Source organism: Streptomyces sp. WM6386 (assembly GCF_000972385.1).
Lineage (GTDB): Bacteria > Actinomycetota > Actinomycetes > Streptomycetales > Streptomycetaceae > Streptomyces.
This window is the reverse complement of record NZ_JXTE01000119.1, coordinates 1-12,538: the sequence shown is the minus strand read 5'-3', so window position 1 is coordinate 12,538 and position 12,538 is coordinate 1. Positions and strand designations below refer to the sequence as shown.

The window sequence follows — 12,538 nt, the reverse complement described above, 5'->3', positions numbered from 1 at the left end:
CCGTCCCCCACGGACGCCGCCCTTGCCGCTGATCTGGCGCTGCCGATCGAGGAGCTGGAGCTCACCGTTCGGTCGTACAACTGCCTCAAGCGTGAGGGCGTCCATTCCGTGGGCGAGCTTCTGTCGCGCTCGGAGGCGGACCTCCTGGACATCCGTAACTTCGGTGCGAAGTCCATCGACGAGGTCAAGGCGAAGCTGGCCGGTCTGGGCCTGGGTCTGAAGGACAGCCCGCCCGGATTCGACCCGACCGCCGCCGCCTTCGGCGCGGACGACGACGCGGACGCCGGTTTCGTGGAGACCGAGCAGTACTGAAATGGCGCGGCGAGCCGCGCGGGAGGGCACGGCCGATGACGATCGGCAGGGCGCCCCTTCCTGAAGGGGCTCGTCGCTCGATCGCCGCCATCGGAACCGGACCCGCCTGTGTTTTGGGCGGGTCCGGTTCTGTGCTCGGTGTCCGTGCACTGCGTGCTGCAAGGGGTGTCCCGGCCCCTGGCGAGGTGGCCAGGGGCCGGGTTTCAATTGATCGACGTCGGCGACGAGGTTCTGGTCGTCTGCCCTGCGGGCGATGTCCATGCCACCTGGTTATGGAAGCAGGTATTGGACCACTGCAACGGACTGCCGGGATCGTTGATCACGTGACCGGGCAGCCCGGCACCGCGACGCCGACGGAAGGACACCGTATGAAGACCCTTGTCATCGGAGCGACCGGCACCATCGGGCGAGCGGTCGCTGAAAGGTTGGAGACCGAGCATGAGGTGATACGGGCTTCGCGCAACAGCAGCACACGGGTCGACCTGGAGGTGCCGGCCTCCATCGACGCCCTGTTCGCGACCGTCGGCACGGTGGATGCGGTGATCTGCTGCGCGGCCAGCGGCCGGCTGACGCCGCTCACCTCTCCTTCCGACGACGAGTTCACTCTCGGTCTGACAGGCAAGCTGATGGGGCAAGTGTTGCTGTTGCGCCGGGCTTTGAACCATGTGCGGGACGGCGGCTCCATCACTCTCACCAGCGGCGTCTTTCACGAGCCCACGCCAGGCGGCTCGTTCGGCGCTCTTGTCAATGCGGGACTGGAGGCGTTCGTCCAAGCCGCCTCCATCGAGATGCCCCGCGGGCTGAGAGTGAACGTCGTCAGCCCAGGGTGGGTGAAGGAGACACTCGAGAAGCTCGGTATGGACAACCGGCCAGGCACGCCGTCGAGCGACGTTGCGTACGCCTACATCCAGGCAGTCAGGGGAGATATGCAAGGACAGATCTTGAGGCCACTGCCCCGTTGACAGCCGCCGAAGGGGAAAAGCTGTCGACCGGCCGGATGCCGGTGCGGCAGTCTCCCGGGCATGACCACGGCGTCCTTCATTCCTGGGCTGGATCTCTCGCGTCGCTTCTACTTCGAGGCGGTGCGGCCGTTGCTGGACGAAGCCGCTCCCGGGGTGGTGCATTCTGCTGCCCGTCTGGGCAGCGGCTCGGAAGTTCTCGGCTTCGACACCGCGCGCTCCGCTGACCATGAGTGGGGACCCCGCCTGCAGATCTTCCTCGACCCGCAGGAAGTCACCCGCCATGGCCCGAGGATCACCGCACTGCTCGGCGAACGCCTGCCGAAGACTTTCCACGGCTATCCGACACACTTCGCCGCCACCGGCGAGGCGGGCATCGGGGTCATGCGGACAACGGACGGCCCCGTCCACCACCGAGTCCAAGTGGCAGACCCTGGTGCCTGGTTCACCGACCACCTGGGCTTCGACCCGTGCCGGGACGTCACGGTCGGCGACTGGCTGGCCGCCCCCACCCAGCGCCTCGCCGAGGTGACGGCCGGTGCCGTCTTCCACGACGGCCTGGGAGAACTCGCTCCGGCCCGCGCCGGCCTCGCCTGGTATCCCCACGAGCTGTGGCTGTACCTCCTGGCCTGCCAGTGGCAGCGGATCTCCCAGGAGGAAGCCTTCGTCGGCCGCTGCGGGGAGGTGGGAGACGAACTCGGTTCCGCTGTCGTCGCAGCCCGCCTGGTGCGCGATCTGATGCGGCTGTGCCTGCTGATGGAGCGCCGCTACCCGCCGTACAGCAAATGGCTCGGCAGCGCCTTTGCCCGCACCCCGCAGGCATCCGCCCTCACTCCGGTCCTGACCGCGGCACTCACCGCCGCCGACTGGCACACCCGGGAGCACCACCTGGCCCGCGCCTACGAGACGGTCGCGGCCGTGCACAACGATCTCGGCCTGACCGACCCGGTCGATCCCGCCACGCGGCGCTACCACAGCAGGCCGTTTCAGGTGCTGCACGCCGAACGCTTCACCGCGGCGCTGATCGCCCGCATCACCGACCCGGAGGTCCGCTGCCTGCCCGTGATCGGGACCGTCGATCAGTTCGTCGACAGCACCGACGTCCTGGCCCATCCGGCGTTGTCGCGTGCCGCCACCCACGCGGCCCTCGGCTCTCTGCCTGAGACCTCTGCCCCGAAGCCGTAAGAGTTCCGTCAAAGCCGTGGGCACCACCGTAAGGGAGGCGTCAACGGACGTCCGATCCGGCCAAAGGGGCGCTTTCCTCTAGCTGTCCCTTTCCAACGAACCTCACTCCAGGAGTTCGCGATGGCCGATCTGGCCTTCGTCATCGTCACGATCGCGGGTTTCGCGCTGGTGGCTTTCGTCGCCAAGGGGGTGACGAAGCTGTGACCGCCGAGAACATCGTCGGCCTCGTCGTGGCCGTCGCCCTGCTGGGCTATCTCGTCCTCGCCCTGATCTTCCCGGAGAGGTTCTGAGACACAGATGGGTCCCGTACTCGCCGGCGTCCTGCAACTGCTCGCCCTCATAGGCGCGCTGGCGCTGGTCCACATCCCGCTCGGCAACTACATGGCCAAGGTCTACACCTCCGACCGGCACTGGCGGGTCGAGAAGTGGATCTACAAGGGTATCGGCGCCGACCCGAACTCCGAGATGCGCTGGCCCGCCTACCTGCGCGGAGTACTCGCCTTCTCGGCCGTGAGCGTCCTGTTCCTCTATCTGCTCCAGCGGCTCCAGGGCGTCCTGCCCGGCTCGCTGGGCTTCGCCTCCATCGACCCGGACCAGGCGTTCAACACGGCGGTCTCGTTCGTCACGAACACCAACTGGCAGTCGTACTACGGCGAGCAGGCGATGGGCCACGTCGTGCAGACCGCCGGTCTGGCCGTGCAGAACTTCGTCTCCGCGGCAGTCGGTATCGCCGTCGCGGTGGCGCTCGTACGCGGCTTCGCCCGCTCGCGCACCGGGGAACTGGGCAACTTCTGGTCCGACATGGTGCGCGGCGTCACCCGCATCCTGCTGCCAGGTGCCTTCGTCGCGGCGATCGTCCTGGTCGCCTGCGGGGCCATCCAGAACTTCTCCGGCATCCACGAGGTCGGTCAGTTCATGGGCGGCTCGCAGCAGTGGAACGGCGGTGCGGTCGCCTCACAGGAGGCCATCAAGGAGATCGGCACCAACGGCGGCGGCTACTTCAACGCCAACTCCTCCCACCCCTTCGAGAACCCGACGCCCTTCACCAACCTGTTCGAGATCTTCCTGATTCTCGTCATCCCGTTCGCGCTGACCCGCACCTTCGGCCTCATGGTCGGCTCCCTCAAGCAGGGTTACGCGATCCTCGCCACCATGGCCACCATCTGGATCGGCTTCTCCGCCCTGATGATGTGGACCGAGTTCGCCCACCACGGTCCGGTGTTCGACATCGCGGGCGGGGCGTACGAGGGCAAGGAGGTCCGCTTCGGCGTCGGCGGCTCGTCGATCTTCGCCACGGCGACCACGCTCACCTCGACCGGTGCGGTGGACTCCTTCCACTCCTCCTTCACCGGGCTGGGCGGCGGCATCACGATGCTCGGCATGATGCTGGGCGAGATCGCGCCCGGCGGTACCGGTTCCGGCCTGTACGGCATGCTGATCATGGCGATCATCGCGGTGTTCATCGCCGGGCTGATGGTCGGCCGTACGCCCGAGTACCTGGGCAAGAAGATCGGCACCCGCGAGATCAAGCTGGCGGCCTGCTACATCCTCATCACCCCGGCGCTGGTGCTCGTCTTCACCGCCGCCGCGATGGCGCTGCCCACGCCGGGCAACTCGATGACCAACAGCGGGGCGCACGGGTTCTCCGAGATCCTGTACGCCTACACGTCCGCCTCGAACAACAACGGCTCGGCCTTCGCCGGCCTGAACGCGGACACGCAGTGGTTCAACAGCACGCTCGGTCTGTGCATGCTGTTCGGCCGCTTCCTGCCGATGGTGTTCGTCCTGGCGCTGGCCGGTTCGCTCGCCGAGCAGAAACCGGTGCCGGCCACCGCGGGCACGCTGCGCACCGAGAAGCCGCTGTTCACCGGTCTGCTGGTGGGCGCGATCCTGATCATCACCGGTCTGACCTATTTCCCGGCCCTCGCGCTGGGCCCGCTGGCCGAGGGGCTGGCGTCATGACCACCGACGTAACGAATCAAGAGGACTCCATGTCCGCAGTCACCCCGACCCGGGCGCCGCACAGTGACGTACCCACCGGGAACAAGCCCGCCGAAGGACGTGTCGGCGCGGGTCTCTTCGACCCCAAGCAGCTGGTGAAGTCGCTGCCCGACGCCTTCCGCAAGCTCGATCCGCGGGTGATGGTGAAGTCCCCGGTGATGTTCGTGGTCCTCGTCGGCTCGGTGCTGACGACGCTCTTCTCCTTCAAGGACCCGGGCGACTGGTTCGGCTGGGCGATCAGCGCCTGGCTGTGGCTCACGGTCATTTTCGCGAACCTCGCGGAGGCCGTCGCCGAGGGCCGGGGCAAGGCGCAGGCGGACACCCTGCGCAAGGCCAAGACCGACACCGTCGCACGTCGGCTCCACGGCTCCGTGGAAGTGCAGGTTCCCGGCACCGAGCTGCGCGTGGGCGACCTGGTCGTCTGCGAGGCCGGCGACATCATCCCCGGCGACGGTGACGTCGTCGAGGGCGTCGCCTCCGTCGACGAGTCGGCGATCACGGGTGAGTCGGCCCCGGTCATCCGGGAGTCGGGGGGCGACCGGAGTGCCGTGACCGGCGGTACGAAGGTGCTGTCCGACCGCATCGTCATCAAGATCACGACGAAGCCGGGCGAGACCTTCATCGACCGCATGATCAACCTCGTCGAGGGCGCCGCGCGCCAGAAGACTCCGAACGAGATCGCGCTGAACATCCTGCTCGCGTCTTTGACGATTGTCTTCCTGCTCGCCGTGGCCACCCTGCCGCCGTTCGCGGACTACGCGGGCACCCACCTGACGATGGTTGTCCTGGTGGCGCTGCTGGTTTGCCTCATCCCGACCACGATCGGCGCCCTGCTCTCCGCGATCGGCATCGCGGGCATGGACCGGCTGGTCCAGCGCAACGTACTGGCCATGTCGGGGCGCGCGGTCGAGGCCGCCGGTGACGTGTCGACGCTGCTGCTCGACAAGACGGGCACCATCACCCTCGGCAACCGCCAGGCATCCGAGTTCGTGCCGGTGAGCGGGGTGACAGAGGCCGAGCTCGCCGACGCCGCCCAGCTCTCGTCACTGGCCGACGAGACGCCTGAGGGCCGCTCCATCGTCGTACTGGCGAAGGAGAAGTACGGCCTGCGCGAGCGCCACCAGGGCGAGTTGGTCGGAGCCGACTGGATCGCCTTCACCGCCCAGACCCGCATGTCCGGTGTGGACGTGGACGGCAAGAAGATCCGCAAGGGTGCGGCCGGTTCGGTCATTACCTGGGTCAAGGAGCAGGGCGGCACCGTCGCCGAGGACGCGGACACGGCGGCGAACCGTATCTCCGAGGCCGGCGGCACCCCGCTGCTCGTGGCTGTCGAGGACTTTGCGGGCGCGCGCGTGCTCGGGGTCATCCACCTCAAGGACGTCGTCAAGGAGGGCATGCGGGAGCGGTTCGACGAGCTGCGCCGCATGGGCATCAAGACCGTCATGATCACGGGCGACAACCCGCTGACCGCCAAGGCGATCGCCGAGGAGGCGGGCGTCGACGACTTCCTCGCGGAGGCGACTCCCGAGGACAAGATGGCGCTCATCAAGCGGGAGCAGGCGGGCGGCAAGCTGGTCGCGATGACCGGTGACGGGACGAACGACGCGCCCGCGCTCGCGCAGGCGGACGTCGGTGTCGCGATGAACACCGGCACATCGGCCGCCAAAGAGGCCGGCAACATGGTCGACCTCGACTCGAACCCGACCAAGCTCATCGAGATCGTCGAGATCGGCAAGCAACTCCTCATCACCCGGGGCGCGTTGACCACGTTCTCCATCGCCAACGACGTCGCGAAGTACTTCGCGATCATCCCGGCGCTGTTCGCGGCGGTCTACCCGGGCCTGGACAAGCTCAACATCATGGGCCTGTCCTCGCCGGACTCGGCGATCCTGTCCGCCGTCATCTTCAACGCGATCATCATCATCGCGCTGGTGCCGCTGGCCCTGCGGGGTGTGCAGTACCGGCCAGTGAGCGCCGACAAGATGCTGCGCCGCAACCTCACGATCTACGGCCTCGGCGGACTGATCGCCCCCTTCATCGGCATCAAGCTCATCGACCTGCTCATCTCCCTCATCCCCGGGATCGGCTGACCGCCATGAACAACTCCGTTACGAACACTGCCCGGTTGCTCGGAGCCGGCCTGCGGGCCCTCCTGGTGCTGACCCTGGTCACGGGTGTCATCTACCCGCTGGTGGTCACCGGCATCGCCCAGGCCCTGTTCCACAACAAGGCGAACGGCTCCGAGGTCAAGGCGGGCGGCAAGGTCGTCGGCTCCGCCCTGATCGGGCAGTCGTACAACCTGCCGCTGAAGAAGGGCGAGGAGAGCGCGTCGCCCGACCTGAAGTGGTTCCAGGGCCGCCCGCAGAACGGCCTCGGCACGAACAGCGTCAACACGCAGTACTCGCTGATCCTGTCCGGTGCCACCAACCGCTCCGGTGACAACCCCGAACTGATCGCGTGGGTCAAGGCCGCCAAGGCCGCCGTCATCAAGGACAACTCGACCTCCGACTACCAGGTCAAGGCGTCCGAGGTGCCCACCGATGCGGTGACGTCCTCCGGCTCCGGCCTGGACCCGGACATCTCCCCGGCCTACGCCGACCTCCAGATCCACCGGATCGCCGAGAAGAACAGCCTGACCGTCGCCCAGGTGCAGAAGCTGGTAGACGACCACACCGAAGGACGCACGCTCGGCTTCATCGGCGAGCCCCGAGTGAACGTCCTCGGACTCAACATCGCGCTCAAGGACCTCGTAGCGAACAACTGACGGCCTTGCGCGACCCGGACGGGACTCGGTGGCCGGAGAAGCACCCCGGACCGCCGACTCCCACCACCATGAAGACAGGAGAGGCCAACACCCATGACCCGGGTGCTCGTGGTGGAGGACGACCCGCAGCTCGTACGGGCCCTCGCCCTCAACTTGCAGGCACGCAAGTACGGCGTGGACGCCGCCCCCGACGGCGCCACCGCCCTCCGGCTCGCCGCCGCCCGTCAGCCCGACGTGGTCCTGCTCGACCTCGGACTGCCCGACATGGACGGCGTCGACATCATCAAGGGCCTGCGCGGCTGGAGCCGTATGCCCATCCTGGTGCTGTCCGCCAGGCAGGGCTCCGACGAGAAGGTGGCCGCGCTCGACGCAGGCGCCGACGACTACATCACCAAGCCGTTCAGCATGAACGAACTGCTGGCCCGCCTGCGGGCCGCCGTCCGCCGTACCGAGGACGCGCCCCTCGTCCCCGAGACGACGCTGGTGGAGACGGCGGACTTCAGCGTCGACCTGCTGGCCAAGAAGGTCGTCCGCGACGGGCGGGACGTGCGGCTGACCCCGACCGAGTGGCATCTGCTGGAGATCCTGGTGACCAATCCGGGGCGGCTGATCACACAGAAGCACCTTCTCCAGGAGGTGTGGGGCGTCTCGCAGAGCAGCAAGACGAACTACCTGCGCGTGTACATGGCCCAGCTCCGCCGCAAGCTGGAGACGGATCCCTCCCACCCCCGCTATCTGATCACCGAGCCCGGCATGGGCTACCGCTTCGAGGGATGACATGGGACGCGGCAGGCTTCGGATCTACGTCGGCGCGGCGCCGGCGCCGGCAAGACCTGCGCCATGCTCTCCTGCCGGCCCGCCGGCCACGGCGGCCGTCAACAAGCTCGTGACAGCGGTCATCGCCGACGCCGTGCAGCGACGTACGAGGCTCCAGGAGCCCCATCCAGGGTTCGGCACCTCATGCCACAGGCTCCCAAGCGAAGCCGTCCGGGTCGGTGAAGGGCCCCGCATCGCTGCCGATGGCGAGCCGATGTGATCCAGCGCCCTCCGGCGACACGCCCGCGACCTTGGCCAGGCCGCGATGCCCGTAAAGGGACAGCTTGACGGGGCTCGACGAGGAGTCGAACTCGACGTACTTGCTGCCGAAGCTCTTCGCCACCGTGAGACCACGGTCGACATAGAACCGCTTGCTCGCCGCCATGTCCGAGACGCCCAGGAGCAGAACGATCTCGTCGATCTGCCGGCTGTCCGGGCCGGAGTCCTTCTTCGAGGAGCTTGCGATTTGCCAGATGGTTCCGTCCGGGGCCTGAACGACGCCGCCGTAGCCCCACAACGACTTCTTGGCGGGCTTGAGGGTGGTGGCACCGGCGTCGAGTGCGGTGCCGACGAGGGCGTCGACGATCGACGGCTGGGACACCACGAGCGAGAGGGTGAACCCGCGGAAGCCGGAGGTCGGTGCCTCTGCGGCCCGCAGCCGCACCTCCTTGCCCAGGCCGAAGGCGTCCGAGTAGAACTGCTCGGCGGCCACCGGGTCGGTCACTTCCAGGGTGATGCAGTCGATTGAGGTCATGCCCTTCACGCTAGGGAACCTCGACGGCCATCGCTTCTCGAATCCTGACCGGTGTTGTCGGCCGTGAGTGGCGAGCTTCTGAGGGCGTCGCCGACGGTTTCCTTTCGCTCCCGGGTCGGTGCCTGCTCGGTGGATGTGGCGCCGACCCGCGGGAGGGGGGCTCTGACGGCCGGGTCAGCGGTCGAGATGGTCACCCGACACACCGGTGTCACTCCCGGCGCTTTCCGCCGGGCCCAAGCACCAACGATGAACGAGGCACAGTTCTGCGCTCGTTCGGCCGCCACTGTTCGGCCGGCGCCTGCCGCGACCGTGTGTACGTCATGTACGCAGGTCGAGTCGTCGAGGCCGCCGCGAGCCGGGCTCAGTAGCGCTGGGCCTTGGCGATCTCGGCGGTCAGCTTCGGCTCGGCGGGCTTGCGGCTGATGGCCAGCGGCTGCGCCCGCTCGCCCGCCTTGAGGTCCTGCGCACCGACGAAGCGTGTCTCGACAACCTTGCCGCTCGGGTCCCGGAAGTCGACCTGAACGGCGTAGGAGGCGGTCTCGTCCGTGCGGTTGGTGATGTTCACGACGAGGGCGAGCAGACCGCCCGTCTCGGCGCGCGGCAGGCCGGTCATCGAGACGTCGGCCGTCGCGTTGCCCCGGCCTTCGACGTCCGCGAGCTCCTTCTGCGCCGCCTCATTGGCGCGTACGGTCTCGGCGGACACCGATGCCTCGAACGCCGAGGCCCGTGCGGACGCGGAGGAGGCCGCGGCCGAGGCCGCCTCCTTGGCGGACGCCTTCACGGACGCCCCGATCGAGGCCAGGTCGGACGGCGATGTGCCGGAGAACGAAGCCGTGTCGGGCGCCGTAGGAGTCGGGCTGAACGAGGAGGCGTCGTCACCGTCGCTGTCGGTACTGCACGAGACGAGCGCCGCCACACTTACGGCCGCCAGCACGAGCCCGACGACCGAGGTCGCGGTCCGGCGACGCTGTGAGGGGCCCTCTGCCTGGGAGACGTCGGCACTCATGCGGTCAAGCCCCTTCCGGCGGCACATGTGACAGTTCACGGCTTTTGCCGGTTCCATCCTGGGCCTCACCAGACCACGAGGCCACTGCACAGGGTCCAACGGGACATTCCTCGAGCTCTGTGGCTCCTTCGCGCCTGTCGTGGCCATGGGCGAGGCCGGTATCCCTGAGGTGCGGAACCACTGTGGGAGGCGCACCATTCGAAGTAGGGGGACGACGAGCTGTGCGGGTGGTCCTGACGAGCCGTACGGGAGGGGCTTCGGCGCCGGCGATCTGCGTCCATTCGTGTGGAACCCGCGGAGGAGTCGTCATGCCGATGCTGCTTATCAAGGGCTTCTACGACGTCAAGGGCTCGCAGCCGGACGGGGACACGGTCGCTTTCACGGCCGACGACCCCTCGCAGTGGAGCCTGGTCGGCGGCGGGCTGGGACGCGCCGTCGAGCACAGCGCGGCGGGCCGCGCGAAACTGCGGCTGGACGCGATCGACGCGCTGGAGACGCACTACGGCGCCAACCGTGTCCACCAGCCCTTGCAGTTTGCTCACGCCGCACGCGACGAGCTGCTCAACTGGCTTGGCTTCACCGACGTTCAGCGCCGTCCGGACGAGACCGTCACCGCCACCACGCCGGAGACCGTTCCCGGGTTCGTGCTCACCCGCGGTTCCGATGTCCACGGTCGTTGCATCGCGCTGGCAGGGCGCGGACCCGCGCCAGGGACGAGCGGCCTGGAGATCGACGTCGACGTCACTGTGCTGAGGACGACGGTCAACCACCATCTGCTCACGGCCGGGTTGGTGTACCCGACGTTCTACCGCAGTCTGTTCACCAGCCTGCGGGTGGAGATGGCCACAGCGTCGAAGGAGGCCCGAGAGGCGGCGCGGGGCCTGTGGCCGGGCGATGTCACCACGACCGGGGCGAAGATCACCGGCCTGGCCTCCCTGACCGACGACGTGGTGCTCCTGCCGAAGCTGTTCCGCCGCATGGTCGACTACCTCCAGCTCTCCATGCCCCTGACCTGTGTCCCGGCCTACCTCGCCGGCGCCAGGGACCGCTACTCCATCCTTTCCACCGGCGAGCGCTGCGTGGGCCTGCACCGGGTCGTGGAGGTCACGAACGGCCAGACCCTGCGGATGACGCATCCGTCCGAGGACCTGCTGTTCGAGGACTCCTGACGCCGTGCCCTGGGGACTGCGCGGACCGGTCGGGCTGACGAACGAGGGGACCCAGTGCCCCAACCACGCCTCCGATCAGCAGCAGATCGCCGAACTCCTCGACGCGGTCGGCCTGCCGGCCGGTGGGACACCGCTGGAGGCGTTCCCGCCGATCGGGGACGGCCACGCCTCGTACGAGCTGTGTCAGGCCATCCGGTCCTTCCAGTCGGTCCAGGAGGGCCTCGTCGCCGACACCAGGGTGGATGTGAACGCGGGCACCTGGAACCGGCTGATGTATCTGGTCGATCCAGGCAGCGCTCCCGCCGAGGCCGGCACCCCGCTGCTGCTCGCTGTGTCGCACTACGAGGTCTTCGAGCTGCCGCAGAACGCCACCGCCCCCTGGCCCTCGCTGAGTTACACCCTGAGGGGCCAGGTCGCGGAATGGGACGGCCCCGGCCTTCATATGGAGCTGTGGGTGAACGGCCCGTTGAAGGTCTCCTGGAGCCAGGAAGCGTACAGCGTGGGCTGTGAGGTGGCCCCCGACTTCGGGGCCCTGGACACGGCGGTGGCCTCCGGCAGTGCGCGGGTCATCGGGGGAGTCGCTCTGGATCAGCTCTGCTCGCGTCTGCGGTCGGAGTCCAGGGGTGCGATCGGGTCGCTGTTCGCGGCCGTCAGCATCGGCGCGGGGCCCGACGGGACGCCCCGGATCGGCGGCACCATCGGGGACGAAACCGCCTTCCTGCGCCTGGAGTTCGAGCCGGTGGAGCGCACGGTGATCTACACCGGGAGCGTGCCCGTCTTCAAGTCGCACCCGGTCACGCAGGGCGAGGCCCAGGTGTCCGGTGATCTCCAGGTGCAGCTGAGGATCACGACCGGTGCGGAGGACTACACCGCGAGCGTGGCGACAGCTCTGGCCGTCCTGGCGATCGGGGCCGTATTCCTGGTCCCGACCGCTGCGTGGGTGGGCGGCGGGCTCTTCTCGGCCCTGTCGGGCGTCGGCGCCGGCGTCAAGGAGGTGCTCGTCCGCATCCCGGTCAGGGCCCTGCCCCCGTAGTCACCAACTGGGCTTGGCGACATTGCCGTAGGACCAGGTGCGGCCCTTGGACATCTCGAAGTGCAGGTGCGGGCCGGTGGAGTTGCCCGTGCTGCCGACCTTGCCCAGTTGTTGGCCTGCCTTGACGTGCTGGTTTGTGCGTACCTGGCGCTGGGAGAGATGGCAGTACGTGTAGATGTGGCCGTTGTCCGCCGCCAGGCCGATCCAGTCGCCGTACGCACCGCCGTTCTTGTTCGACCAGGCGATGGTGCCGCTGCGTACGGCGACCACGGGGTCACCGGGGTCGGCGGCGAAATCCTGTCCGGTGTGCCGGCCGACGCCGTCGGGCTTCCAGGCGTAGTTGCCGCGCTCGAAGAACTGGAAGGTGACCTTGTGGCCGGGCACGGGGGAAGCGACTCGTCCCGAGGCGGGGCGCGGTGCCGCGGGGCGTGCCGCTTTGGCGGTGACGGAGAATCCGGTGAGGCGGCCGAGGGCGGTCAGGGAGGTGGGGCCCGGTATGCCGTCGGCGTCGGTTCCTTTGAAGCCCTGTTTGCGTTGTT

13 protein-coding genes are annotated in these 12,538 nt (G+C 68.2%); 10 read left to right on the top strand and 3 right to left on the bottom strand.

From position 1 onward, the window contains the following. The 8 genes from TN53_RS39210 to TN53_RS39175 form a co-directional block, all read left to right on the top strand. A partial coding sequence (locus TN53_RS39210) for a DNA-directed RNA polymerase subunit alpha C-terminal domain-containing protein (protein WP_046263626.1) occupies positions 1–312 on the top strand: 312 nt, incomplete at its 5' end. Positions 313–680: 368 nt separating this feature from the next. Then, entirely contained in the window at positions 681–1,274 is a 594-nt protein-coding gene (locus tag TN53_RS39205) for a short chain dehydrogenase (RefSeq protein WP_046263625.1), read from the top strand. Positions 1,275–1,334: 60 nt separating this feature from the next. Next, positions 1,335–2,456 carry a DUF4037 domain-containing protein gene (locus tag TN53_RS39200; protein WP_046263624.1) on the top strand — a complete coding sequence of 374 codons (1,122 nt, stop codon included), beginning with the start codon at positions 1,335–1,337 and terminating at the stop codon, positions 2,454–2,456. Positions 2,457–2,656: 200 nt separating this feature from the next. After that, entirely contained in the window at positions 2,657–2,746 is a 90-nt protein-coding gene (gene kdpF, locus TN53_RS44510) for a K(+)-transporting ATPase subunit F (protein WP_016434100.1), read from the top strand. Positions 2,747–2,753: 7 nt separating this feature from the next. After that, the gene (gene kdpA, locus TN53_RS39190) at positions 2,754–4,418 is read left to right on the top strand and encodes a potassium-transporting ATPase subunit KdpA (protein ID WP_046263623.1); all 1,665 of its coding nucleotides are present in this window, start codon (positions 2,754–2,756) and stop codon (positions 4,416–4,418) included. Continuing rightward, the gene (gene kdpB, locus TN53_RS39185; RefSeq protein ID WP_095046971.1) at positions 4,415–6,547 is read left to right on the top strand and encodes a potassium-transporting ATPase subunit KdpB; all 2,133 of its coding nucleotides are present in this window, start codon (positions 4,415–4,417) and stop codon (positions 6,545–6,547) included. Before kdpA ends, kdpB begins: the two co-directional genes overlap by 4 nt. Positions 6,548–6,552: 5 nt before the next feature. Next, positions 6,553–7,221, top strand: a complete 669-nt coding sequence (locus TN53_RS39180; protein ID WP_046263621.1) for a potassium-transporting ATPase subunit C — start codon at positions 6,553–6,555, stop codon at positions 7,219–7,221. Between the two features lie 93 nt (positions 7,222–7,314). Beyond that, positions 7,315–7,998, top strand: a complete 684-nt coding sequence (locus TN53_RS39175; RefSeq protein WP_046263620.1) for a response regulator — start codon at positions 7,315–7,317, stop codon at positions 7,996–7,998. 181 nt (positions 7,999–8,179) lie between these two features. Here the strand turns inward: TN53_RS39175 and TN53_RS39170 are convergent, their stop codons facing one another. Together TN53_RS39170 and TN53_RS39165 are read right to left on the bottom strand one after the other, a co-directional pair. Further along, complete coding sequence (locus tag TN53_RS39170) at positions 8,180–8,791, bottom strand: glyoxalase (RefSeq protein ID WP_046263619.1); 612 nt, start codon at positions 8,789–8,791, stop codon at positions 8,180–8,182. Positions 8,792–9,152: 361 nt separating this feature from the next. After that, on the bottom strand, positions 9,153–9,797 hold the full coding sequence (locus TN53_RS39165; protein ID WP_046263618.1) for a hypothetical protein: 645 nt from the start codon (positions 9,795–9,797) through the stop codon (positions 9,153–9,155). Between the two features lie 308 nt (positions 9,798–10,105). Here TN53_RS39165 and TN53_RS39160 point away from each other — a divergent pair, with 308 nt between their 5' ends. Further along, a complete protein-coding gene (locus tag TN53_RS39160; RefSeq protein ID WP_046263617.1) occupies positions 10,106–10,966 on the top strand; it encodes a nuclease in 861 nt (286 codons plus the stop codon). 4 nt (positions 10,967–10,970) lie between these two features. Next, entirely contained in the window at positions 10,971–11,999 is a 1,029-nt protein-coding gene (locus tag TN53_RS39155; RefSeq protein WP_046263616.1) for a hypothetical protein, read from the top strand. On the opposite strand, the gene TN53_RS39150 is transcribed toward TN53_RS39155, so the two are convergent. Beyond that, on the bottom strand, positions 12,000–12,538 hold a 539-nt coding region (locus tag TN53_RS39150), incomplete at its 5' end, for a peptidoglycan DD-metalloendopeptidase family protein (RefSeq protein WP_046263615.1).

What these genes read in the sequence shown, in the direction of transcription:
- TN53_RS39205 (WP_046263625.1), top strand. Translation starts at nt 681, where the DNA reads ATGAAGACCCTTGTCATCGGAGCGACCGGCACCATCGGGCGAGCGGTC.
- TN53_RS39200 (WP_046263624.1), top strand. Translation starts at nt 1,335, where the DNA reads ATGACCACGGCGTCCTTCATTCCTGGGCTGGATCTCTCGCGTCGCTTC.
- kdpA (WP_046263623.1), top strand. Translation starts at nt 2,754, where the DNA reads ATGGGTCCCGTACTCGCCGGCGTCCTGCAACTGCTCGCCCTCATAGGC.
- kdpB (WP_095046971.1), top strand. Translation starts at nt 4,415, where the DNA reads ATGACCACCGACGTAACGAATCAAGAGGACTCCATGTCCGCAGTCACC.
- TN53_RS39180 (WP_046263621.1), top strand. Translation starts at nt 6,553, where the DNA reads ATGAACAACTCCGTTACGAACACTGCCCGGTTGCTCGGAGCCGGCCTG.
- TN53_RS39175 (WP_046263620.1), top strand. Translation starts at nt 7,315, where the DNA reads ATGACCCGGGTGCTCGTGGTGGAGGACGACCCGCAGCTCGTACGGGCC.
- TN53_RS39170 (WP_046263619.1), bottom strand. Translation starts at nt 8,791, where the DNA reads ATGACCTCAATCGACTGCATCACCCTGGAAGTGACCGACCCGGTGGCC.
- TN53_RS39165 (WP_046263618.1), bottom strand. Translation starts at nt 9,797, where the DNA reads ATGAGTGCCGACGTCTCCCAGGCAGAGGGCCCCTCACAGCGTCGCCGG.
- TN53_RS39160 (WP_046263617.1), top strand. Translation starts at nt 10,106, where the DNA reads ATGCCGATGCTGCTTATCAAGGGCTTCTACGACGTCAAGGGCTCGCAG.